The sequence below is a fragment of the Streptomyces sp. NBC_00433 genome, from assembly GCA_036015235.1.
Classification (GTDB): Bacteria; Actinomycetota; Actinomycetes; order Streptomycetales; family Streptomycetaceae; genus Actinacidiphila.
Map to the genome: position 1 here is coordinate 8,261,051 of CP107926.1, position 22,390 is coordinate 8,283,440.

Annotated in this window: 20 protein-coding genes; 14 read left to right on the top strand and 6 right to left on the bottom strand. The window is 73.3% G+C overall.

Features of this window, described 5'->3' with window-relative positions; genetic code table 11:
- The first annotated feature begins 112 nt into the window (after positions 1 to 112).
- Genes OG900_35685 through OG900_35695 form a run of 3 tightly spaced genes read left to right on the top strand, consistent with a single transcriptional unit; the run spans position 113 to position 4,738 of the window.
- Positions 113 to 1,291 carry a CoA transferase gene (locus OG900_35685; protein ID WUH94969.1) on the top strand — a complete coding sequence of 393 codons (1,179 nt, stop codon included), beginning with the start codon at positions 113 to 115 and terminating at the stop codon, positions 1,289 to 1,291.
- Positions 1,292 to 1,293: 2 nt separating this feature from the next.
- On the top strand, positions 1,294 to 2,508 hold the full coding sequence (locus tag OG900_35690) for an acetyl-CoA C-acetyltransferase (GenBank protein ID WUH94970.1): 1,215 nt from the start codon (positions 1,294 to 1,296) through the stop codon (positions 2,506 to 2,508).
- A 46-nt stretch (positions 2,509 to 2,554) separates the two neighbouring features.
- Positions 2,555 to 4,738: a 3-hydroxyacyl-CoA dehydrogenase NAD-binding domain-containing protein gene (locus tag OG900_35695; GenBank protein WUH94971.1), complete on the top strand. Its 2,184-nt coding sequence runs from the start codon at positions 2,555 to 2,557 to the stop codon at positions 4,736 to 4,738.
- 73 nt (positions 4,739 to 4,811) lie between these two features.
- Here the strand turns inward: OG900_35695 and OG900_35700 are convergent, their stop codons facing one another.
- The gene (locus tag OG900_35700; protein ID WUH94972.1) at positions 4,812 to 5,528 is read right to left on the bottom strand and encodes a MerR family transcriptional regulator; all 717 of its coding nucleotides are present in this window, start codon (positions 5,526 to 5,528) and stop codon (positions 4,812 to 4,814) included.
- Positions 5,529 to 5,628: 100 nt separating this feature from the next.
- On the opposite strand from OG900_35700, the gene OG900_35705 reads away from it, so the two are divergent.
- Complete coding sequence (locus OG900_35705) at positions 5,629 to 7,062, top strand: M1 family metallopeptidase (GenBank protein ID WUH96044.1); 1,434 nt, start codon at positions 5,629 to 5,631, stop codon at positions 7,060 to 7,062.
- 43 nt (positions 7,063 to 7,105) lie between these two features.
- Here the strand turns inward: OG900_35705 and OG900_35710 are convergent, their stop codons facing one another.
- Entirely contained in the window at positions 7,106 to 8,149 is a 1,044-nt protein-coding gene (locus tag OG900_35710; protein WUH94973.1) for an acyl-CoA desaturase, read from the bottom strand.
- Between the two features lie 173 nt (positions 8,150 to 8,322).
- On the opposite strand from OG900_35710, the gene OG900_35715 reads away from it, so the two are divergent.
- The 6 genes from OG900_35715 to OG900_35740 all read left to right on the top strand — a co-directional run bounded on the left by OG900_35715 (position 8,323) and on the right by OG900_35740 (position 14,643).
- Entirely contained in the window at positions 8,323 to 8,829 is a 507-nt protein-coding gene (locus OG900_35715; GenBank protein WUH94974.1) for a GNAT family N-acetyltransferase, read from the top strand.
- 76 nt (positions 8,830 to 8,905) lie between these two features.
- The gene (locus OG900_35720) at positions 8,906 to 11,326 is read left to right on the top strand and encodes an RNA-binding transcriptional accessory protein (protein ID WUH94975.1); all 2,421 of its coding nucleotides are present in this window, start codon (positions 8,906 to 8,908) and stop codon (positions 11,324 to 11,326) included.
- Positions 11,327 to 11,428: 102 nt separating this feature from the next.
- Positions 11,429 to 11,611, top strand: a complete 183-nt coding sequence (locus OG900_35725) for a hypothetical protein (GenBank protein ID WUH94976.1) — start codon at positions 11,429 to 11,431, stop codon at positions 11,609 to 11,611.
- Between the two features lie 66 nt (positions 11,612 to 11,677).
- The gene (locus tag OG900_35730; GenBank protein WUH94977.1) at positions 11,678 to 12,223 is read left to right on the top strand and encodes an MOSC domain-containing protein; all 546 of its coding nucleotides are present in this window, start codon (positions 11,678 to 11,680) and stop codon (positions 12,221 to 12,223) included.
- Positions 12,224 to 12,229: 6 nt separating this feature from the next.
- Positions 12,230 to 12,814 carry an NADAR family protein gene (locus OG900_35735; protein WUH94978.1) on the top strand — a complete coding sequence of 195 codons (585 nt, stop codon included), beginning with the start codon at positions 12,230 to 12,232 and terminating at the stop codon, positions 12,812 to 12,814.
- A 449-nt stretch (positions 12,815 to 13,263) separates the two neighbouring features.
- Complete coding sequence (locus OG900_35740) at positions 13,264 to 14,643, top strand: FAD-dependent oxidoreductase (protein ID WUH94979.1); 1,380 nt, start codon at positions 13,264 to 13,266, stop codon at positions 14,641 to 14,643.
- A gap of 4 nt (positions 14,644 to 14,647) precedes the next feature.
- Here OG900_35740 and OG900_35745 read toward each other — a convergent pair whose 3' ends face one another.
- Together OG900_35745 and OG900_35750 are read right to left on the bottom strand one after the other, a co-directional pair.
- Entirely contained in the window at positions 14,648 to 15,595 is a 948-nt protein-coding gene (locus OG900_35745) for a hypothetical protein (GenBank protein ID WUH94980.1), read from the bottom strand.
- Between the two features lie 138 nt (positions 15,596 to 15,733).
- Positions 15,734 to 16,264 (bottom strand): PadR family transcriptional regulator, encoded by a 531-nt coding sequence (locus OG900_35750; GenBank protein WUH94981.1) that lies wholly within the window; start codon positions 16,262 to 16,264, stop codon positions 15,734 to 15,736.
- A 109-nt stretch (positions 16,265 to 16,373) separates the two neighbouring features.
- Between OG900_35750 and OG900_35755 the strand changes: the two genes are divergently transcribed.
- Positions 16,374 to 17,132 (top strand): alpha/beta hydrolase, encoded by a 759-nt coding sequence (locus tag OG900_35755; protein ID WUH94982.1) that lies wholly within the window; start codon positions 16,374 to 16,376, stop codon positions 17,130 to 17,132.
- Here OG900_35755 and OG900_35760 read toward each other — a convergent pair.
- Positions 17,116 to 17,727, bottom strand: coding sequence for a class I SAM-dependent methyltransferase (locus OG900_35760; protein ID WUH94983.1), 612 nt, complete (start codon positions 17,725 to 17,727; stop codon positions 17,116 to 17,118). The genes OG900_35755 and OG900_35760 overlap by 17 nt on opposite strands.
- 13 nt (positions 17,728 to 17,740) lie before the next feature.
- Here OG900_35760 and OG900_35765 point away from each other — a divergent pair, with 13 nt between their 5' ends.
- The 3 genes from OG900_35765 (at position 17,741) to OG900_35775 (ending at position 19,804) form a co-directional block, all read left to right on the top strand.
- Positions 17,741 to 18,076 carry a YnfA family protein gene (locus OG900_35765; GenBank protein WUH94984.1) on the top strand — a complete coding sequence of 112 codons (336 nt, stop codon included), beginning with the start codon at positions 17,741 to 17,743 and terminating at the stop codon, positions 18,074 to 18,076.
- A 117-nt stretch (positions 18,077 to 18,193) separates the two neighbouring features.
- Positions 18,194 to 18,595, top strand: coding sequence for a roadblock/LC7 domain-containing protein (locus OG900_35770; GenBank protein WUH94985.1), 402 nt, complete (start codon positions 18,194 to 18,196; stop codon positions 18,593 to 18,595).
- 147 nt (positions 18,596 to 18,742) lie between these two features.
- A complete protein-coding gene (locus tag OG900_35775; GenBank protein WUH94986.1) occupies positions 18,743 to 19,804 on the top strand; it encodes a DUF6397 family protein in 1,062 nt (353 codons plus the stop codon).
- Positions 19,805 to 19,870: 66 nt separating this feature from the next.
- On the opposite strand, the gene OG900_35780 is transcribed toward OG900_35775, so the two are convergent.
- Positions 19,871 to 22,384, bottom strand: a complete 2,514-nt coding sequence (locus OG900_35780) for a DUF3516 domain-containing protein (GenBank protein ID WUH94987.1) — start codon at positions 22,382 to 22,384, stop codon at positions 19,871 to 19,873.
- Between the last annotated feature and the right edge of the window lie 6 nt (positions 22,385 to 22,390).

Sequence of the window (22,390 nt, forward strand, 5' to 3'; positions counted from 1 at the left end):
AACGCCGCACCAGGCGCAGGGCGTGGCAATGTACGGCGGCGACCCGCGACACCTAAGCGGTTGCTCAGCCGGGGCCTTGCGAAAACTGGAACACGTTTCTACCATCACGGGTGTGACATCACCACTGTCAAACCGGCCGCCGCAGGCCCCGGCCGCACCCGGCCCGCTGGCCGGTGTGCGGGTGGTCGAACTGGCCGGGATCGGTCCCGGACCCTTCGCGGCGATGCTGCTCGCGGACCTCGGCGCCGACGTCGTACGCGTCGACCGGCCGGGCGCCCCGGCGCTCGGCATCGAGCCGGCCACCGACCTCACCAACCGCAACAAGCGGTCCGTGCTGGTCGACCTCAAGTCGCCGCAGGGCCCCGCCGCCGTGCTCGACCTGGTGGAGCGCGCCGACCTCCTCATCGAGGGCTACCGGCCGGGCGTCGCGGAACGCCTCGGCGTCGGCCCGCGGGAGTGCCTGGCCCGCAACCCGCGGCTGGTCTACGGGCGGATGACCGGCTGGGGCCAGGAAGGGCCGCTGGCCGCGACCGCCGGGCACGACATCGGCTACATCGCGATCACCGGCGCGCTGGGCCTGGCAGGACCGGCGGACGGCGCCCCGGCGGCCCCCGCCAACCTGCTCGGCGACTACGCGGGCGGCTCCCTCTACCTGGTCACCGGCCTGCTCGCGGCGCTGCACCACGCCCGCGAGCACGGCGAGGGCCAGGTCGTGGACGCCGCCATCGTCGACGGCACCGCCCATCTGAGCACGATGCTGCACGGCATGCTCGCCGCCGGCACCTGGCAGGACCGCCGCGCCGGCAACCTCCTCGACGGCGGCGCCCCCTTCTACGGGGTCTACCCGACCGCCGACGGCGGCCACATGGCAGTCGGCGCCCTGGAACAGCGCTTCTACGACACCTTCGCCGCCCTGCTCGGCCTGACCGCGGACCAGGCCGCGCTGCGCGACGACCCCGCCCGCTGGCCGGAGTTGCGCGCCGCCGTCGCCGCCCGCTTCCTGACCCGGACCAGGGACGAGTGGGCCGCCGTCCTCACCGGCACCGACGCCTGCGCGGCGCCCGTCCTGTCGCTGACCGAGGCGCCGCTGCACCCGCACCTGGCCGCCCGCGGCACCTTCACCGAGGCGTACGGCACGACCCAGCCCGCCCCCGCGCCCCGCTTCTCGGGGACACCCGCCGCGCTGCGCCGCCCGCCGGCGCTGCCGGGCGCGCACACTGCGGAGGTGGCCCGCGACTGGGACACGCCCGCCCTGACAGACCCCGCCGCCAGCCCGCACAGAAAGGTATGACGTTGAGCACCGACGCCTACGTCTACGACGCCGTCCGCACCCCGCGAGGGCGCGGAAAGGCCAACGGATCCCTGCACGGCACCAAGCCGATCGACCTGGTCGTCGGCCTCATCCACGAGCTGCGCGACCGCTACCCGGACCTCGACCCGGCCGCGATCGACGACATCGTGCTCGGCGTGGTCAGCCCGATCGGCGACCAGGGCTCCGACATCGCCCGCATCGCGGCGGTCGCCGCCGGCCTGCCCGACACGGTGGCCGGCGTCCAGGAGAACCGCTTCTGCGCCTCGGGCCTCGAAGCGGTCAACATGGCCGCGGCCAAGGTGCGTTCCGGCTGGGAGGACCTGGTGCTGGCCGGCGGGGTCGAGTCGATGTCCCGCGTCGCGATGGGCACCGACGGCGGCGCCTGGGCGATGGACCCGATGACCAGCTTCGAGACCGGGTTCGCCCCGCAGGGCATCGGCGCCGACCTCGTCGCCACCATCGGCGGCTTCTCCCGCCACGACGTCGACAACTACGCGGCGCTGTCGCAGGAGCGCGCCGCCGAGGCCTGGAAGGACGGCCGCTTCGCCCGCTCGGTGGTGCCGGTGAAGGACCGCAACGGGCTCGTGGTGCTCGACCACGACGAGCACCTGCGCCCCGGCACCACCCCCGAGTCGCTGGCCGCGCTCAAGCCGTCCTTCGCCGACATCGGCGACCTCGGAGGTTTCGACGCGGTCGCGCTGCAGAAATACCACTGGGTCGAGAAGATCGACCACGTCCACCACGCGGGCAATTCCTCCGGCATCGTGGACGGCGCCGCCCTGGTTGCCATCGGCAGCCGGGAGATCGGCGAGCGCTACGGCCTCACCCCGCGCGCCCGTATCGTCTCCGCGGCCGTCTCCGGCTCCGAGCCGACCATCATGCTCACCGGGCCGGCCCCCGCCAGCCGCAAGGCGCTCGCCAAGGCCGGGCTGACCATCGACGACATCGACCTGATCGAGATGAACGAGGCCTTCGCCGCCGTCGTGCTGCGCTTCGCCGCGGACATGGGCGTCGGCCTGGACAAGGTCAACGTCAACGGCGGCGCCATCGCCATGGGCCACCCGCTCGGCGCCACCGGCGCGATGCTGCTCGGCACCCTCATCGACGAGCTGGAGCGCCGCGACCTGCGCCGCGGGCTCGTCACCCTCTGCGTCGGCGGCGGCATGGGCGTCGCCACCGTCGTCGAACGCGTCTGACCGCCCTGCCCCCGCCCCGACCCGCCGCTAACGGAGCCAACCCGACATGAGCGAGCCCACCACCATCCGCTGGGAGCAGGACGCGGACGGCGTCGTCACCCTCGTCCTCGACGACCCCGCGCAGTCGGCCAACACCATGAACGCCGCCTTCGCCGACTCCCTCGACGCCGTGGTCGACCGGCTGGAAGCCGGCATCGACGACATCCGCGGTGTCGTCATCACCTCCGCGAAGAAGACCTTCTTCGCCGGCGGCGACCTGCGCGACCTGATCCGCGCCACCCCCGAGGACGCCGAGCAGGTCTTCGCGGGCACCATGCGCATCAAGCGCCTGCTGCGCCGCCTGGAGACCCTCGGCAAGCCCGTCGTCGCCGCCGTCAACGGCGCAGCGCTGGGCGGCGGCTACGAGATCGCGCTGGCCTGCCACCACCGGATCGCCCTCGACACACCCGGCACCAAGATCGGCCTGCCCGAGGTCACCCTGGGCCTGCTGCCCGGCGGCGGCGGTGTCGTCAGGACCGTACGCCTGCTCGGCATCGCCGACGCCCTGCTCAAGGTGCTGCTGCAGGGCACCCAGTATTCGGCGCCCCGCGCCCTGGCCGCCGGCCTGATCCACGAGGTCGCCGCCGACCGCGACGCCATGCTCGCCGCCGCCCGCGCCTTCATCGACGCCAACCCGCGGTCGCAGCAGCCCTGGGACGTCCCCGGCCACAAGATCCCCGGCGGCACCCCGAAGACGCCCGCCTTCGCCGCCAACCTGCCGGCCTTCCCCGCCAACCTCAGCAAGCAGCTGGCCGGCGCCCCCTACCCCGCGCCGCGCAACATCCTGGCGGCCGCCGTCGAGGGCTCCCAGGTGGACTTCGAGAACGCCTCGGTCATCGAGGCGCGCTACTTCACCGAGCTGGCCTGCGGCCCGATCTCGAAGAACATGATCCAGGCCTTCTTCTTCGACATGCAGGCCGTCAACTCCGGCGCCGGCCGCCCCGCGGACGTACCCGCCCGCCAGGTCACCCGGGTCGCCGTGCTCGGCGCCGGCATGATGGGCGCGGGCATCGCCTACTCCTGCGCCAGGGCCGGCATCGACGTCGTGCTCAAGGACGTCACCCTGGAGTCCGCCGAGCGCGGCAAGGCCTACTCCGCGAACCTGCTGGACAAGGCGCTGGCCAAGGGGCGTACGACCGCACAGAAGCGGGACGCGCTGCTGGCCAGGATCACCCCCACCGCCGAACCCGCCGACCTGGCCGGCTGCGACGCGGTCATCGAGGCGGTCTTCGAGGACGCCGCGCTCAAGCACAAGGTCTTCCAGGAGATCGAGCACATCGTGGCGCCCGACGCGCTGCTGTGCTCCAACACCTCCACGCTGCCCATCTCGCAGCTCGCGGAAGGCGTCGCCCGCGGCGCGGACTTCGTCGGCCTGCACTTCTTCTCACCGGTCGACCGGATGCCGCTGGTGGAGATCATCAAGGGCGAGCGGACCGGCGAGGAGGCGCTGGCCCGCGCCTTCGACCTGGTGCGGCAGATCCGCAAGACACCGATCGTGGTGAACGACTCGCGCGGCTTCTTCACCTCCCGGGTGATCAGCAACTTCATCAACGAGGGCGTCGCGATGATCGCCGAGGGCGTCCCGGCCGCCTCCGTCGAGCAGGCGGCCGCGCAGGCCGGCTACCCGGCGAAGGTGCTGTCGCTGCTCGACGAGCTGACCCTGACGCTCTTCGTCCGGATCAGCCGGGAGACCCGCGCGGCGGTCGAGGCGGCGGGCGGCGAGTGGCGCGCGCACCCGGCCGAGGCGGTCATCGACCGCATGGTCGAGGAGTTCGGCCGCACCGGCCGCAGCGGCGGCGCCGGCTTCTACGACTACGCCGACGGCCGCAGGACCGGCCTGTGGCCGGGGCTCGCCGAGCACTTCGGCCGGCCGGACGCCGAGATCCCCTTCGCCGACCTGAAGGAGCGGATGCTCTTCTCGGAGTCGCTCGACAGCGTGCGGCTGCTGGAGGAGGGCGTGCTCACCTCGGTCGCCGACGCCAACGTCGGCTCGGTGCTCGGCATCGGCTTCCCCGCCTGGACCGGCGGCGTCCTGCAGTACGTCAACGGCTACCCGGGCGGCGTCGCCGGCTTCACCGCCAGGGCGCGGGAGCTGGCCGCGGCCTACGGCGAGCGCTTCACCCCGCCGGCGCTGCTGGTGGCCACGGCGGAACGCGGCGAGACCTTCACCGACCGCAGGGCCGCCGGCTGACAGCCCGCCCCTTCCCGGCGCGGCCCGCCGGGAAGGGGCTCGACCGGGCCGCTGCCGGCCGCCCGCGGTCCGGTCAGGACTTCTCCGCGGCGGGCGCCGGCCAGGCCCGCAGCTGCTCGCCCAGCGACCGCTGGAAGGTCGTCACCAGCGCCTGCACCACCAGCGGCTGCATCTGCGCCGACAGCGACCGCATCGCCGTGTCGGGCTCGGACTCCCGCGCCGGCTCCCACACCGACTCGCGGAAGATCCGGCTGATCGCCGACGCCGCCGCCCGCGCGTGCCGCTGCATCGCCTCCCTGGCGGCCACGATCGCCTCCAGCGGGATCGGCATGTCCAGCAGCCGCATTCCCAGGTGCAGGGTGCCGGGGTCGACCACGAAGACGTCCGGATCCGCGGTCGGCTCCAGGACGTTCATCGCCGCGAGCCGCTCCACGTCGGCGTCGCCCAGCGGGCGGCCCGCCCGCTGCTCCAGCTGCTCCCGGCCGAGCCGCGCGCTGCCCTCGGGCAGCCAGGACGCCACCAGCGCCCGGTGGATCGCCAGGTCGTGCTCGCTGATCGACTCGGGCAGCTGCGCCAGATAGCGCTCGATGGCCGCCAGTGTCAGGCCCTGCTGCTGCAGATCCCCGATCAGCGCCAGCCGCGCCAGGTGCCGGCCGCCGTAGCGCCCCACTCGGCGCGGCCCGATCTCGGGCGGCGGCAGCAGGCCACGGGCGCTGTAGAAGCGGACGGTGCGCACGGTCACCCCGGCGCGGGCGGCCAGCTCGTCAATGGTCAGGGCGGTCTGCGGCACCGCAACAGTATCGCTGTGCCACCGGCACTGTGAAAGACGCCGCCGCGCCCCGCCTGCCGCGCGCGACCCCTCCCCACCTCGTACGCTGGCCCGCGTGCCCCTGCGCAGAACCGCCCCGCGCACCGCCTCGCGCACCGCCCTGCGGCCGCTCTCGGCCTGCCTCGCGGGCGCCGCACTGGCCTGCCTGCTGTCCTGCTCCGGCGGCGGCGGCACACCGTCCGCCGGCGCCCCCGGACTGGGCGACCGGCTCTTCCCCGCCGCGGGCAACGGCGGCTACGACGTGACGCACTACGGGCTCGACCTGTCCTACGACCCCGGCTCAGGGAGGCTGTCCGGCACCGCGGTCATCACCGCCACCGCGACCCAGGACCTCAGCCGCTTCAACCTCGACCTCGCCGGCCTGACCGTCGGCCGGGTCGGCGTCGACGGACACCCGGCCCGCGCCACCCGCTCCGGCACCGAGCTGACCGTGCGGCCCGCCGGTACATTGCGGCGGGGCGCCAGCTTCGAGACCACCGTGGCCTACGCGGGAGTGCCCCGGCTGCTCACCGACCCCGACGGCTCGCACGAGGGCTGGTTCCGTACCGACGACGGCGCCCTGGCGCTCGGCGAACCCGTCGGCTCGATGGCCTGGTTCCCGGGCAACGACCACCCCTCGGACAAGGCCGCCTTCGACCTGGCCATGTCGGTGCCCCAGGGGCTGACCGCGGTGTCCAACGGCGAGCCGGCCGGCACCCGTACCACCGCGGGCCGCACCTCCTTCCGCTGGCACAGCGCCGCGCCCATGGCCACGTATCTGGCCACCGTCGGCATCGGGCACTTCACCGTCACCCGCTCCCGCACCCCCGACGGGGTGCCGCTCTACACCGCGGTCGACCCGCGCTCCGACGACCCGCGGACCGCGGCCGCGCTGCGCCGGATGCCGGAGATCCTGGACTGGGAGAGCGGCCTCTTCGGCAGCTACCCCTTCGGCTCCGCGGGCGCCGTCGTGGACCACCTGCCGCCCGGCCTGGTCGGCTACGCGCTGGAGACCCAGAACCGCCCGGTCTTCCCCGGCGACGGCGACGGCCCCGCGGTCGACGTGCCGACGCTCGTGCACGAGCTGTCGCACCAGTGGTTCGGCGACTCCGTCACCCCGGGCAGTTGGCAGGACATGTGGCTCAACGAGGGCTTCGCGACCTATGCGACGTGGCTCTGGCAGGAGCGCGAGGACGGCGTCCCGGTCTCCCGCAGCGCCGCCGCCGCCTTCGCCGACCCCGCCGCCTGGGCCTTCCCGCCCGCCACGCCGCCCACGGCCGCCGACGTCTCCGCGCAACCCGTCTACGACCGCGGCGCCCTGGTCCTCTACCAGCTCCACCAGGCCCTCGGGGACGCCGCGTTCGCGAAACTGCTGCGCGGCTGGCCCGCCGCCCACTTCCACGGCAATGCCACCACCGCCGACTTCACCGCCTACTGCGCCGGACTGACCACCCGTGACCTGAAGGGGCTGTTCGCGACGTGGCTGTACGGGACGGCCAGACCCGCCCGGCTGTGAGCCCGGCGCGCCGCCGTACCGGCTCCGCGGCCACCTCGGGAATTCAGCGCAGGGGAGCGCCGACCGCGTGCATGTGACGGAGCGCCTGCGCGTAGGAGTCGTACAGCCCCGTCTCGGTGTACCTGACGCCGACGCGGGCGCAATGGGCGCGCACCAGCGGACGGGCCAGCCGCAGATGCGGGCGGGGCAGGCTCGGGAAGAGGTGGTGCTCTATCTGGTAGTTGAGCCCGCCGAGGAGGAAGTCCACCACCGGATTGCCGCGCACATTGCGGGAGGTCAGCACCTGGCGCCGCAGATGGCCCCAGCGGGCGCCCTCCTCCGGCATCTCCATGCCCTTGTGGTTCGGGGCGAAGGCGCAGCCCAGGTGCAGCCCGAACAGCGCGTGGTGCAGCGCGGCGAAGGCGATGGCCTGCGGCAGCGGCAGCGCGATCAGCAGCAGCGCCGCGTAACCCGCCAGATGCGCGACCAGCAGCGAGCCCTCGATCAGCCGCCCCCTGCGGTCCAGGCGACGCAGGTCCTGGAAGCTGGCCACCTTCAGCGCCAGCCCTTCGAGCAGCAGCATCGGGAAGAACAGCCGCGCCTGGTGCCGGGTCAGGAAGCGGGCGAAGCCCCGCCGTTCGACCGCCTGGGCCCGGGTCCACACCAGCGCGCCCACCTCCACGTCAGGGTCCTTCCCCACGTGGTTGGGATTCGCGTGGTGCCTGTTGTGCTTGTCGGTCCACCAGCCCGCGCCCATACCCAGCATCAGATTGCCGTGGAAGAGCGCGATGACCCGGTTCGTGCGGCGGCCCGCGGCTATCTGCTGGTGCCCGGCGTCATGCCCGACGAAGCCGCTGCGCGCCGACAGCACCGCGGCCGGCAGCGCCAGCGCGAGCACCCACCACGACCCGGTGCCGCCGACCAGCACCACCGCGGTCCACACCGCGGCCATCGCCAGCAGGTTCACCGCGATCGACGTCACATAGTGCCCCCGGCGCCGCCGCAGCAGCCCGGCTTCCCTTACCGCGCGCAGCAGGGGGGTGAATTCACTGGACCCGGTGTCGGGGATCCGCTCGGGAGGTTCGACGGTGGTCAGAACGGTTGGCATGAGCGCTCCTCGGTGACGGGCGGTGTCCGGCATGACGGCCCGGCCGGGCCGTACTGCGACGCTACGAACCACCGCCCGTCGCGGACCATGGCGCCATCACCCGGCTTACCGGGGTGCCAGACCCCCGGAAATCCGGGGGATATCCCCACCCGACTGCTGCCAGGATGGACCGCATGACCACGGACGATCTCTGCCCGGCCGACTGGACGGCCGCGCCCCTTTCAGTGTCGCACCCCGACTCGGTTACTCTGATCCGCCGGTATTACGCGGAGTTGATCAGCCGTTACTACGGCAGGCCCACCGATGACGCGGAAGTGTCCGAGGTGATCGCGGAGGAGCCGAGCGACGACCTGGTACCGCCCACCGGGATCTTCGTCGTCGCCAGGATGGGCGGCGCCGCGGTGGGCTGCCTGGGCGTGCGGGTGCTGGACGCCGACACGGCGGAGCTGACCCGGATGTACGTCGGCCCCGAGGCCCGCAGGCGGGGCGTGGCGGGCGGTCTGATCGCCGCAGCCGAGGGCTTCGCCCGCAGCCTCTTCGGCGCCAGGACCGTCCGCCTGGACACCCGTACGGACCTGGTGGAGGCCCGTGCGCTCTACGCCAGGCACGGCTACCGCGAGATCGAGCCGTACAACGAAAGCCCCTACGCCGGCCACTGGTTCGAGAAGGCGCTGGCCTGACCGGCCGGCCCGCCGCCGGCCGACCCGCGGCCGCCTTGCGGCATACGGGCGCCCGGCGGCGTCTACGATGCTGGCAATGCCGAGCGTCACGCGTCTCGGCCCGGGTCTGAGGAGCGGCATCATCAGCGGCAACGTTTCGGTCGAACGCAGGATCGCCGAGGAGTTGGGCGTACGCGAAGGTCAGGTGCGGGCGGCCGTCGATCTGCTCGACGGCGGGGCCACCGTGCCGTTCATCGCGCGCTACCGCAAGGAAGCCACCGGCACCCTGGACGACGAGCAGCTGCGCAACCTGGAGGAGCGGCTGCGCTATCTGCGGGAGTTGGACGAGCGGCGGGCCGCCGTCCTGGAGTCCATCGAGGCGCAGGGCAAGCTCGACGACGCGCTCAAGGCGCAGATCATGGCCGCCGACTCCAAGGCCCGCCTTGAGGACATCTACCTGCCGTACAAGCCCAAGCGGCGCACCAAGGCGCAGATCGCCCGCGAGGCCGGCCTGGAGCCGCTCGCGGACGCCCTGCTCGCCGACCCCGGGCTCGACCCGCAGGCCACGGCTGCCGCGTATGTGTCCGCGGACAGCGGGGTGGAGGACGCGGCGGCCGCCCTGGAAGGCGCGCGGGCCATCCTCACCGAGCGCTTCTCCGAGGACGCCGACCTGGTCGGCGAGCTGCGCACCCGGATGTGGAGCCGCGGCCGGCTGATGGCGAAGGTGCGCGACGGCAAGGAGGAGGTCGGCGCGAAGTTCGCCGACTACTTCGACTTCGCGGAACCCTTCACCAGGCTGCCCTCGCACCGCGTGCTGGCGATGCTGCGCGGCGAGAAGGAGGAGGTCCTCGACCTGACCCTGGAGCCCGAGGAGCCCGCCGAGGGCCCGACGAGCTTCGAGCGGCGCATCGCCCAGCAGTTCGGCGTCACCGACCGCGGCCGCCCCGGCGACAAGTGGCTCGCCGACACCGTCCGCTGGGCCTGGCGCACCCGCTTCCTGGTCAGGCTCGGCATCGACCTGCGGGTCCGGCTGCGCCAGGAGGCCGAGGACGAGGCCGTCCGCGTCTTCGCCACGAATCTGCGCGACCTGCTGCTGGCCGCCCCCGCCGGCACCCGGGCCACCATGGGCCTCGACCCGGGCCTGCGCACCGGCGTCAAGGTCGCCGTGGTCGACGCCACCGGCAAGGTGGTCGCCACCGACACGATCTACCCGCATGTGCCGCGCAACCGCTGGGACGAGTCGCTGGCGACGCTGGCCCGCCTCGCCGCCGCCCACCGCGTCGACCTGGTCGCGATCGGCAACGGCACAGCGTCGCGCGAGACCGACAAGCTCGCCGGCGAGCTGATCAAGGCGCACCCCGAGCTGGACCTGACCAAGGCCGTGGTCTCCGAGGCGGGCGCCTCGGTCTACTCCGCCTCGGCCTACGCCTCGGCGGAACTGCCCGAGCTCGACGTGTCGCTGCGCGGCGCGGTGTCGATCGCCCGCCGCCTCCAGGACCCGCTGGCCGAGCTGGTCAAGATCGACCCGCGGTCCATCGGAGTCGGGCAGTACCAGCACGACCTGTCCGAGGTGAAGCTGTCCCGCTCCCTCGACGCGGTGGTCGAGGACTGCGTCAACGGCGTCGGGGTCGACGTGAACACCGCGTCCGTGCCGCTGCTGCGCCGGGTCTCCGGCATCACCGAGGGCCTGGCCGCCAACATCGTCACCCACCGCGACGCCAACGGCCCCTTCCGCACCCGCAAGGACCTCAAGGACGTCGCCAGGCTCGGCCCGAAGGCGTACGAGCAGTGCGCGGGCTTCCTGCGCATCCTCGGCGGCGACGACCCGCTCGACGCCTCCGCGGTGCACCCCGAGGCCTACCCGGTGGTCCGCAGGATCGGGAAGACCGCGGGCACCGCCATCGCCGAGCTGATCGGCAACGGCACGGTGCTGCGCAATCTGCGCCCGCAGGACTTCGTGGACGACTCCTTCGGCCTGCCGACCGTCACCGACATCCTCGCCGAGCTGGAGAAGCCGGGCCGCGACCCGCGTCCCGCGTTCAAGACCGCGGCCTTCAAGGAGGGCGTGGAGGAGATGAAGGACCTGCGTCCGGGGATGCTGCTCGAAGGCGTCGTCACCAATGTGGCGGCCTTCGGCGCGTTCGTGGACGTCGGCGTCCACCAGGACGGTCTCGTGCACGTGTCGGCGCTGTCCCGCAGCTATGTGTCGGACCCGCGCGACGTGGTGAAGTCCGGCGACATCGTACGGGTCAAGGTGCTCGACGTGGACCTGCCCCGCAAGCGGATCTCGCTGACGCTGCGGCTGGACGACGAGCCCAAGGCGGCCGCCGGCGGCACCGAGAGCGGTGGCAGCGGAGGCGGCAACAGCGGAGGCGGCGGCGAGCGCCGCGGCAAGGCGCCGCGGCAGGGCGGCAGGTCCGGGCAGGGCGACCGGCGCGGCGGCGGCTCCGCGCCGCAGCAGGCCGGCGGCGCGATGGCCGACGCCCTGCGGCGTGCGGGCCTGACCGGCGGCAGGTGAAAGAGGGAACCAGAACGGTCTGGGGCGCGTTGAGGTGGGTAGGCGGTAGGCAATGATGGCGAGGCGCCCAGCCGCGGGACGCCGTGAACGGAGGCGGGGACAATGTCGGGTCGTACGAAGGTCGCCATCGGCGGTGTGGTGCTCGGGCTGATCCTGCTGCACTGGATCCCGCTGTGGCTGTTCTTCCTGATCATCGTCGGTATCCCGGTCGCCGGGTATCTGGCCCTCGACTCCTCGCAGCGCCGCAGGCTGCGCCGTGTGAGCCGCCGGCAAATCGGTCGCTGACCTGGTCATTCCCCCGATAGGGTGAGTCATCGGGTCAGGGCATCCGATCGAGGGGAAGACCATCCGATGAGTCATGCCACCGTCACGGCGGTCAGCAGCGACGCGGACCACCGGTTCAGCAAGTCCAACCGGCCCGGCATCCGGCTGCTCGCCGGCCTCGGCGTGGAGGGCGACGCCCATCTCGGCGCCACCGTCCAGCACCTGTCCCGTGTCGCCCAGGACCCGACGCAGCCCAACCTCCGCCAGGTCCACCTGATCCATGCCGAGCTGTTCGACGAGCTGCGCGAGGCGGGCTATGCGGTGGCCCCCGGCGACCTGGGTGAGAACGTCACGACCCGCGGCATCGACCTGCTCGCCCTGCCCGTCGGTACCCGGCTGCACCTCGGCCCCGAGGCGGTCGTGGAGGTCACCGGGCTGCGCAATCCCTGCCGGCAGATCGACCGCTTCCGCACCGGCCTGCTCAAGCAGGTCGTCGGTCGCGACACGTCAGGCGCCCTCGTCCGCAAGGCCGGCGTCATGGCCGTCGTGCTGACCCCGGGCACCCTCCACCCCGGCGACCCGGTCACCCCCGAGCTGCCCCCGCCCCCGCACCGCCCGCTGGAAAGGGTCTGACCCGCCATGCCCCGCCCCCCGTCCCCGCTGCGCTCCGTGGAGGCGCTGATCGCGTACGCCGCCGGCGGCCCCCGGGTGAAGTATCTGCACTTCTGGGGCCACCAGCCGCAGCGTGACGGCAGCATCGGCCCCGGCTGCCTCAGCCAATGGTGGCCCGCTCCCTTCACCGTCGACGGCGTCACCTATGCCACCGCCGAGCACTGGATGATGGCCGGCAAGGCGCGGCTTTTCGGCGACGCGGACGCCGAGCGGCGCGCTGTCGCCGCCACCCACCCCAAAGCGGCCAAGGACATCGGCCGCTCGGTGCGCGGCTTCGACGACGCCGTCTGGCGGCGGGAGCGGTTCGCCCTGGTCGCCGAGGGCAGCAGCCACAAGTTCGGGCAGCACCCCGACCTGCGGCGCTTCCTGCTGGCGACCGGCGGCCGGGTGCTGGTCGAGGCCAGCCCGCTGGACCGGGTGTGGGGCATCGGGCTGGCGGCCGACGACGAGCGGGCGGACGACCCGGCGCGCTGGAAGGGGCTCAACCTGCTCGGCTTCGCGCTGATGGACGCCAGGGACCGGCTCGCAGGCCAGGACGGCCCAGGGGCGTGACCGCGGGCCCGCCGGACGTGCCCGCGGTCACGCCCGGTCCTCCGCGTCGTGGGAGGACCGGGCGGGGCGGGCCGGGTGGTCACGGCCTACTTGAGGTAGGGGCCGTCCGTGCCGATCTTGCCCGGTGCGGCATTGGTGGCGACGGTTCCGAAGTCCGACGCGCTGACGGTGCCCTCCACCCGGTCGCCGTAGTAGGCGCGGCCGGTGGTCGCCAGCGGGCAGCGCCGTCCTTGACGGTGATGGTGCCGGTGCCAGTGCCCAGGGCCTAGTTCTCGCCGCCCTTGTTGTCCCAGGTGCCCTGGCCGTTGTTGAAGGTGGCCTGCCACCCGGTGCACATGTGAGTGACGCAAAGAGGTGCGTACGGGTCCGGTGCTCCGCCGCACGTAAGGTGCTGGAGGGTGCGGCGGTCGCATCCGATCCGCACCGGTCGCAGAGGAGTGGCACGGCACATGACAGAGCGTCTGGTGGTCATCGGCGGCGACGCGGCGGGCATGTCGGCCGCCTCCCAGGCGCGGCGCCGCAGGGCGGCCGACGACCTGGAGATCGTCGCCTTCGAACGCGGGCCCCACGCCTCGTACTCCGCCTGCGGCATCCCGTACTGGATCGGCGGCGCGGTGCAGGGCCCCGACGCGCTGGTGGCCAGGACCGCGGCGGAGCACCGCGCCCGCGACATCGACCTGCGGCTCGGCACCGAGGTCGTCGCGATCGACCTGGAGCGCGGCCGGGTCCGCAGCCGGGACGCCGACGGCGGCGAGCGGTGGACCGGCTACGACCACCTGGTCGTCGCCACCGGCGCGGTGCCCGTACGCCCGCGGCTGCCCGGCATCGACGCGCCCGGCGTCCACGGCGTGCAGACCCTGGAGGACGGCGAGGCGGTGCTGCGCGGCCTGGACCGCACGGAGGTTCGCCGCGCCGTGGTGATGGGCGGCGGCTACATCGGCGTGGAAATGGCCGAGGCGATGCTGCGGCACGGTCTCGACGTGACGCTGATCGACCGCAATGAGCAGCCGATGACGACCCTCGACCCGGACATGGGGCGGCTGGTGCGCGACGCCCTCGAAGGCCTCGGGGTGCTCGTGGTCTCCGGCGCCCCGGCCCGCGCGGTGCTCACCGGCGACGACGGCCGGGTCCGGGCCGTCGCCACCGACGACGCGGAATATCCCGCCGACCTGGTGGTCCTCGGCCTGGGCGTACGCCCGCAGACCGGCCTGGCCGCCGAGGCGGGGCTGCCGCTCGGCGCACACGGCGGCCTGCTCACCGACCTCTCCATGCGCGTGCGCGGCACCGAGCGCGTCTGGGCGGGCGGCGACTGCGTCGAGGTGCTCAACCTGGTCTCCGGCGCGCTCCAGCACATCGCGCTCGGCACCCACGCCAACAAGCACGGCAAGATCATCGGCACCAACATCGGCGGCGGCTACGCCACCTTCCCCGGCGTGGTCGGCACCGCGGTCAGCAAGGTCTGCGACGTCGAGATCGCCCGCACCGGCCTCAAGGAGTCCCAGGCACGCGACGCGGGACTGCGTTATGTGACCGCGGTCATCGAGTCCACCAGCCGCGCGGGCTACTACCCGGACGCCGCCCCGATGACGGTCAAGATGCTCGCGGAGCGCCGCACGGGGCGGCTGCTCGGCCTGCAGGTGGTCGGCGGTGAGGGCGCGGCCAAGCGCGTGGACGTCGGGGCGGTCGCACTGACCGCGGGCATGACCGTCGAGCAGATGGTCGGCCTTGACCTGGGCTATGCGCCGCCGTTCTCCCCGGTGTGGGACCCGGTGCTGGTCGCGGCGCGCAAGGCGGCCCACGCGGTGGCGGCGGACATCGCGGCGGGCTGACCGGTCAGGACGGCGCCGAGGCCAGCTTGTCGAGGGCTTCGAGCAGCGGCGGGAGTGCGGGACCGCGACCCACGGGCAGCACCTCGCCGGGCGCCTCGTCGAGCAGGACGAAGGCGACGTCGTCGGTCCTGGCGACCAGGCTCCAGCCCGGCCCGTCGGCCCGCAGCGAGCCGCCGGTGGTGCGCACGCGTCCCGGCGGCGGGGGAGTGCGGAGGTAGTCCTCCGCGCCTTGCAGAGCGCGGCGTACGCCGTCGCGGGAGATCGAGGGCGGGGGCGCCGCCTCCTCGGCCGCCGCGGGCGCTTCCGCCGGTGCGTCGTCTGACGATTCGGCGGGGGCATCCGGCGCGTCGGCCGAGGCCGGGTGTGTTTCGTGCTTCGCTGTGTCCGCGGGCGCTGCCGCCGCCTCGCGCACCTCCTGCACGAGTGCCGCCGCGGACTCGGCTTCCGGTTCCGTCTCCGGCCCGGCCGCCGGCATCAGCTGGTCGCGCCACTCGTACCACCGGATCGCGATCTCGTCGGCGCCCAGCCGCCGCTGCGGCGGTCCCCACACAGAGACGTCCGGCGGCGTGAGCGCGGGTCCCGCCTCCTCGTCCTCGGGATCGTGCGGCGCGGGGATCCCCGGTACGGAGACGGCGACCGGCAGCGGCCAACCGGGCAGTGACGCGGCCAGCGTGCCCTCGTCGGGGGCGAGTTCGTATTCGAGCCCGCAGTCCCAGGCGGCGAGCGCGCAGGCGACCATGGCGGCGTCGGTGGTCGCGACCGTCCAGCGCGCGCCGCTGCCGTCCTGACCGAACATCAGGCCGTAGCCGTCGGCCAGCGGGGTCAGGCCCAGGTGCGCGCACGCGGCGGGGTAGTCGTCGCCGAGCACCCCGGGAAAGCGCTCCGGCGTGAGCATCGCGGCCGTCAGCACGAACAGTTCGTCGTCTTCGTCCGTGTGGTCCGCCGCGGCCATGTGGCGCCCTCCCTCTGATTCCGGTCCGCGCACCTTAACCAGCGGGTAACGTCCGCGTCGAGGGGGGTGGGCACGCGCGCCCGGGGAACTGCCGGCGCCGGTCTGCCCGCCGCTCCACCGCCGGACTCCGCCCACCGCTCACGCGGCGGCGTCGAGCGCTGCCAGCGTGGTCCGCAGCCAGCCGAGTTCGGCCCTGCTGGTGGCGCGGGCGATGACCAGTACACCCTGCCGGAAGGGGTCGTCCACCTCTTCCGCGCTCACCGGTCGGTCGTCGGCGTAGAAGAAGCTCGACGGCTCCTCCAGGAAGGCCAGCCTGCGACGCAGCACCGCGGCCTGCGCGGCGGGGTCGGCGAGATGCCGCAGGAAGGCGAGCACGGTGAACCAGCGGTTCTCGTTGCTGATGTCCAGGGGCTCGGGCTCGGCGAGCCGGCGCATCAGCTCCGCCCTGCCCTCGTCGGTCAGGCTCAGCATGTGCCGCGGCGCGGCGACGGCGCCGGGCTGCGGGTCGCGCCGCAGCCAGCCCGCCTTCTCCAGCCGTTTGATCGCCGGATAGAGCGTGCTCTCCGCGATCGGCTTGATGTGCCCGGTCAGCGCGGCCACGCGTTTGCGCAGCTCGTAGCCGTGCAGCGGCGTCTCGTGGAGGAAGCCCAGGATCGAGAGTTCCAGCATTCCGTCATTCTGTCACCTTCCCGCTGTACATCGTTGACGTAATACATCGGAACCGATGTATAGTCCTGCTGTCGTGACGGCACGGCACCCGGTGAGAGAGGCGGCAGTGATGCGGCAGACGGAATTCGGCCCCGAAGGCGCGTACATCCGGTGGACCGAGGCGGAGGGGCCCGGCCCGGCCCGCGTCCATGTGCACGGCCTGGGCGCGGCGACGGGCCCCTACACGGCCCACCTGTCCGCGTATCCCGAACTCGCCGGGCGTCGCACGCTCTACGTCGACCTGCCGGGCTTCGGCATCAGCGACCGCCCCGCCGGCTTCGGCTACTCCCTGGAGGACCACGCGGCAGCGCTCGCGGCGGTCCTGGACGCCGCCGGGGCGCGCGGCGCCGAGGTGGTCGGGCACAGCATGGGCGGCTCGGTGGCGATCGTGCTGGCCTACCGCAGGCCCGACCTGGTCTCCAGGCTCGTGCTGGCGGAGGCCAACCTCGACCCGGGGCCCGTGCCGGGTGCCGCGAGCAGCGGTGTGGCCCGCTGGTCCGAGGAGGAGTTCGTGCACGGCGGCGGCTTCGCCGCCACCTTGGAGCGGGCCGGCTGGCTGTGGCGCTCCACCATGCGCCTCGCCGACCCGCTGGCCCTGCACCGCAGCGCGTGCGGTCTGCTCCGCGGCACGGAGCCGACCATGCGCGCCATGCTGACCGGCCTCGACATCCCGCGCACCTACCTGGTGGGCGAGGCGGGCGACGAGGTCGCCGACCAGGCGGGCCTGACCGCTTCGGGCGTCCGGGTGGTCGGGGTGCCGGGCTCGGGGCACTGCATCATGTTCGACAACCCGAGGGCCTATGCGGCGGCGATCAGTGCCGCTGCCTGACCGCGAGCGCGAGATAGCGCTCCTCGGAGTCGTCGAGCAGCGACAGCTCCCAGCCCGTCGCGGACAGCAGCGGGCCGAGCTGCGGCCGCGCCCTGATGTCGTCAGCACGCAGCCGGTGGCCGCGGCGGGCCGCGAGCGCGGCCCGCCCCAGCGGATGGAAGAGCGCCAGCCGGCCGCCCGGCCGCGTCACCCTGGCCAATTCCCGCAGGCCGGCGGCCGGGTCGGGCAGGTGGTGGACAAGGCCGGCCGCGAGGACCACGTCGAAGGCCCGAGCTCGCACCGGCAGCCGCGCGCTGTCCGCCTCGACCAGCGCGCCGTCCGTCTGCCTCCCGAGCCGGACGGCCTCGCGCAGCATCTCCGGCGTCAGGTCGACGCCCACGACCTCGCCCGCCGGGCCGACCGCCGCCCGCAGCAGCGGCAGAGCCCGCGCGCTGCCGCAGCCCGCGTCCAGGGCCCGGCCGCCGAGCGGTGGCTCCAGGGCCGCGACCGCCGCCGTATAGGCGGGTGTGTCGTCGGGATGGCGGGTCTCCCAGCCCTCGGCGCGCTCGGCGAAGAAGCGGCGCACCCGGTGTCGTTCGCTTCCGATACTGGCCATGCATCATGGTGGCATGATCACTCTGCGTTCCGTGGCCCTCTTCGTCCTCGCCGCCCTGCTGGAGATCGGCGGCGCGTGGCTGATCTGGCAGGGGGTGCGCGAGCACCGCGGCATCGGGTGGATAGGCGCGGGCGTTGTGGCCCTGGGCCTCTACGGATTCGTCGCGACCCTCCAGCCGGCCGCCGACTTCGGCCGCATCCTGGCCGCGTACGGCGGTGTCTTCGTGGCGGGCTCGCTCATCTGGGGCGTGGTCGCCGACGGTTACCGTCCGGACCGCTTCGACGTCGGCGGAGCGGTGATCTGCCTGGTCGGAGTGGGCGTCATCATGTACGCGCCGCGCGGCGGCTGAATTCCGCCCTTCCCGGTCGACTCCCGGCACTTCGAAGGGCGCGGCGCGCCGAGGCGGGGTTGCCGAAGCGGGCCCGGCGCGACAGGCTCTAGGGCAGGGGAGACGGGAGGCAGGGCGATGACGGTGAGCAACAGGCTCGCGTGGCTGCTCGACGATCTGACACAGCGCGTTCCGCACGTGCGGCACGCACTCGTCCTGTCCAACGACGGTCTGGTCACCGGCGTCAGCGGCGGCCTCGACCGCCCGGCCGCCGAGCATCTGGCCGCCGTCTCTTCGGGCTTCCACAGCCTCGCCAAGGGTGCGGGCCGGCAGTTCGGGACCGGCGGGGTCCGGCAGACGATGGTCGAGTTCGACGAGGGCTATCTCTTCGTGACCGCGGCGGGCGACGGCAGCTGCCTGTCGGTGCTCAGCGGCATGGAGGCCGATGTCGGCCGGGTCGCCTACGAGATGACGCTGCTGGTGCACCGGGTCGGCGAGCACCTCGGCGTCGCCGCCCGCGGGCCGGGCTCGCCTTACTGACCCGGTGGCCGCGGCCGTGGCTTCGGCCGTTGTGCGGGCGGGCTGAGCTGGGGAAACAGGAGTTATCCACAGGGTTGGGAACGGGTGTTCGCCGTACGCGCTAGAGTCGTCACTGTCAGTAGTTGAACAAGACGGGGAGTGACGACGGTGACGACGACGAAGACAGGTGCGGCCGGCAGGGCGACCTCCGCGAGCGGTATCGGCAGGGCGGGCGCGGCGGTGCCGCGTGGTCAGGGTCCGGGCGGCCCGCCGACCCTCGCCCTGGACCGGGCGCGCGAGAAACTGGACCTGGACCACGCGGAGTTCGAGCTGGCGCTGCTGCTCGGCGAGATCGCCACGGTCGGCGGCGGCACGGGCTGGCCGCGGGTGCCCGAGCAGGAGATCGCCCGGGTGCGGGCGGCCGAGGGCGGCACGGGGGCACTGCTGGCGAGGATCCAGCTGGTCCACACCACGGACGGCGCCGAGCTGCTGGGGATCAGCCGCGACCGGCTGCTCCGGCTGACCAGGGCCGGTTGCGTCCGGCCGGTGCGCTGGTATGTGAACCGCTACCGCGCGCTGGTCTGGCTCTATCTCGCCAGCGAGCTGCGGGACTTCGCGGCGGGCAGCCCCGCGCTGCTGTCCGGCCGGCTGCCCGCGGCGGTGCGCGAGTCGGCTGACGACGGCGAGGACCAGCGGCCGCGCGGCTGGCGGTCACGCCGGGTCGCCCAGCTGGTCAGGGACGCGCCGGGCCCCTGGGAGGAAGCAGCGGCGTGGGCGGCGCTCCTCGGGCCCGAGATGACCGAGTCCGCGGTGCCCGATCCGTACGAGCGGGCGCGGCTGCGCAGGATCCACCCGGCGCTGCCGCCGGGCCGTCCCGGGCCGCTGGCGGACGCGGCGCTGATCGGGCGGCTCACCACCGCCGACCACCCGGACGAGATCGCGCTCGGCCTGGTCGCGCTCGCCGACGCCCTGGGCCGGGCCCGGGACCGCGACCCGGTGCCGCGGCACCAGCCCCAGCCCCACCCCCACCCCCATGCCCAGTCGCCGTCGCGATCCCGGTCCGGGCGGCGGCCGTCCGGCGCGGTCCGCGCCGAGCTGCCCGCCATGCCCGAGGAGCCACCGGCGCCGGTGGCGGCTGCGGTATCGCCGGCGCCCTGGCTGGTCGAGGACCGGCCGCGGCGGAGTCTGCGCAGGCTGCTGCGGGGCCGCAGGCAGGTCACCGACGGGTGAGCGCCCCGTGCGGCCGGGCACCCGGCCGGGCACCCGGGGCGCCGACCGGCGGCGGGGCCGGGGCCCTCACAGCTCGCCGACGCCGGTGAGTCTGATCACCGCCCGGCCCTCCTCGTCGGAGGCCGCCAGGTCCACCTCGGCCGAAATGCCCCAGCCGTGGTCGCCGTTGGGATCGGCGAAGGTCTGGCGCACCCGCCACAACCCGTGCTCCGGCTGCTCCTCGATCTGCAGCAGCTTCGGGCCGCGGGCGTCGGGGCCCGTGCCCAGGTCGTCGTATTCGTCCCAGTAGGCGTCCATCGCCTCCGCCCACGTGTCGGCGTCCCAGCCGGACTCTGCGTCCAGCTCGCCGAGCTGGTGGTATTTCTCCAGCGCCGCAAGCTCCACCCGGCGGAAGAGCGCGTTGCGGACCAGCACCCGGAAGGCGCGGGCGTTCGCGGTGACCGGCTTGACCTGGTCGGCGCGCTCGGCGGCCTCCTCCGCGCTCTCCTCCTCGGGGTTGGCCAGCTGCTCCCACTCGTCCAGCAGGCTGGAGTCGACCTGCCGGACCAGCTCACCGAGCCAGGCGGTCAGATCCTGGAAGTCCTCGGACTTGAGGTCGTCGGGCACGGTGTGCTCCAGCGCCTTGTAGGCGCCGGCGAGATAGCGCAGCACGATGCCCTCGGTCCTGGCCAGCTCGTAGTACGAGGTGAATTCGGAGAACGTCATCGCGCGCTCGTACATGTCGCGCACCACGGATTTGGGGGACAGCGGATGATCACCGACCCACGGGTGGCTCTTGCGGTACACGCCGTAGGCGTGCAGCAGGATCTCCTCCATCGGCTTGGGGTAGGACACGTCCTGCAGGCGCTCCATGCGCTCCTCGTACTCGACGCCGTCGGCCTTCATCGCGGCCACCGCGTCGCCCCTGGCCTTGTTCTGCTGGGCGGCCAGGATCTGCCGCGGGTCGTCCAGCGTCGACTCCACGACCGACACCATGTCCAGCGCGTAGGAGGGCGAGTCGGGGTCGAGCAGTTCGAAGGAGGCCAGCGCGAAGGTCGACAGCGGCTGGTTCAGCGCGAAGTCCTGCTGCAGGTCCACGGTGAGCCGGACGATCCTGCCCTCCGCGTCCGGCTCGTCGAGCCGCTCCACCACACCGCCGGCCAGCAGCGAGCGGTAGATGGCGATGGCCCGCCGGATGTGCCGCAGCTGCGCGCGGCGTTCCTCGTGGTTGTCCTCCAGCAGGCTGCGCATCGCGTCGAAGGCGTTGCCCGGGCGGGCGATGACCGACAGCAGCATCGCGTGGGTGACCCGGAAGCGCGACGTCAGCGGTTCGGGGTCGGAGCCGATCAGCTTCTCGAAGGTCGCCTGCGACCAGCCGACGAAGCCCTCCGGCGCCTTCTTGCGCACCACCTTGCGGCGCTTCTTCGGGTCGTCGCCGGCCTTCGCGAGCGCCTTCTCGTTCTCGATGACGTACTCGGGCGCCTGCGCCTCCACGAAGCCCGCGGTGTCGAAGCCGGCCCGTCCGGCGCGGCCGGCGATCTGGTGGAATTCCCGGGCGCGCAGCACCCGCACCCGCTGCCCGTCGTATTTGGTGAGCGCGGTGAAGAGCACCGTGCGGATCGGCACGTTGACGCCCACGCCGAGCGTGTCCGTACCGCAGATCACCTTGAGCAGTCCCGCCTGCGCCAGCTTCTCGACCAGCCGGCGGTATTTCGGCAGCATCCCCGCGTGGTGCACCCCGATGCCGTGCCGGACGTAGCGGGACAGGTTGCGGCCGAAGGTGGTGGTGAAGCGGAAGTTGCCGATCAGATCGGCGATCGCGTCCTTCTCGGCCCTGGTGCACATGTTGATGCTCATCAGCGCCTGCGCCCGTTCGACGGCCGCGGCCTGGGTGAAGTGCACGATGTAGACCGGCGACTGACGGGTCTCCAGCAGTTCGGTCAGCGTCTCGGTCAGCGGGGTGCCGCGGTATTCGTAGCTCAGCGGCACCGGACGGGTCGCCGACCGCACCACGGTGGTGGGCCGCCCCGTGCGACGGGTCATGTCCTCCTCGAAGCGGGACATGTCACCGAGCGTGGCCGACATCAGCAGGAACTGCGCCTGCGGCAGCTCCAGCAGCGGGATCTGCCAGGCCCATCCGCGGTCCGGCTCGGCGTAGAAGTGGAATTCGTCCATGACCACCTGGCCGACGTCGGCGGCTCTGCCGTCCCGCAGCGCGATCGAGGCCAGCACCTCGGCGGTGCAGCAGATCACCGGCGCGTCGGGATTCACCGAGGCGTCGCCCGTCAGCATCCCGACGTTCTCGGTGCCGAAGAGCTTGCAGAGGTCGAAGAACTTCTCCGAGACCAGCGCCTTGATCGGCGCGGTGTAGAAGGTGACCTCGTCGCGGGCCAGCGCCGCGAAGTGCGCACCCGCCGCGACCAGGCTCTTTCCGGATCCGGTCGGGGTGGAGAGGATCACGTTCGCACCCGAGACCACTTCGATCAGCGCCTCCTCCTGGGCCGGGTAGAGCGAGATGCCCTCCCCCTCGGCCCACGTCGAGAACGCTTCGAAGAGGGCATCGGGGTCGGCATCGGACGGCAGCTGATCGATAAGGGTCACCCCACC

What these genes read in the sequence shown, in the direction of transcription:
- OG900_35695 (WUH94971.1), top strand. Translation starts at nt 2,555, where the DNA reads ATGAGCGAGCCCACCACCATCCGCTGGGAGCAGGACGCGGACGGCGTC.
- OG900_35710 (WUH94973.1), bottom strand. Translation starts at nt 8,149, where the DNA reads ATGCCAACCGTTCTGACCACCGTCGAACCTCCCGAGCGGATCCCCGAC.
- OG900_35715 (WUH94974.1), top strand. Translation starts at nt 8,323, where the DNA reads ATGACCACGGACGATCTCTGCCCGGCCGACTGGACGGCCGCGCCCCTT.
- OG900_35720 (WUH94975.1), top strand. Translation starts at nt 8,906, where the DNA reads ATGCCGAGCGTCACGCGTCTCGGCCCGGGTCTGAGGAGCGGCATCATC.
- OG900_35725 (WUH94976.1), top strand. Translation starts at nt 11,429, where the DNA reads ATGTCGGGTCGTACGAAGGTCGCCATCGGCGGTGTGGTGCTCGGGCTG.
- OG900_35730 (WUH94977.1), top strand. Translation starts at nt 11,678, where the DNA reads ATGAGTCATGCCACCGTCACGGCGGTCAGCAGCGACGCGGACCACCGG.
- OG900_35735 (WUH94978.1), top strand. Translation starts at nt 12,230, where the DNA reads ATGCCCCGCCCCCCGTCCCCGCTGCGCTCCGTGGAGGCGCTGATCGCG.
- OG900_35740 (WUH94979.1), top strand. Translation starts at nt 13,264, where the DNA reads ATGACAGAGCGTCTGGTGGTCATCGGCGGCGACGCGGCGGGCATGTCG.
- OG900_35745 (WUH94980.1), bottom strand. Translation starts at nt 15,595, where the DNA reads ATGGCCGCGGCGGACCACACGGACGAAGACGACGAACTGTTCGTGCTG.
- OG900_35750 (WUH94981.1), bottom strand. Translation starts at nt 16,264, where the DNA reads ATGCTGGAACTCTCGATCCTGGGCTTCCTCCACGAGACGCCGCTGCAC.
- OG900_35755 (WUH94982.1), top strand. Translation starts at nt 16,374, where the DNA reads ATGCGGCAGACGGAATTCGGCCCCGAAGGCGCGTACATCCGGTGGACC.
- OG900_35760 (WUH94983.1), bottom strand. Translation starts at nt 17,727, where the DNA reads ATGGCCAGTATCGGAAGCGAACGACACCGGGTGCGCCGCTTCTTCGCC.
- OG900_35765 (WUH94984.1), top strand. Translation starts at nt 17,741, where the DNA reads ATGATCACTCTGCGTTCCGTGGCCCTCTTCGTCCTCGCCGCCCTGCTG.
- OG900_35770 (WUH94985.1), top strand. Translation starts at nt 18,194, where the DNA reads ATGACGGTGAGCAACAGGCTCGCGTGGCTGCTCGACGATCTGACACAG.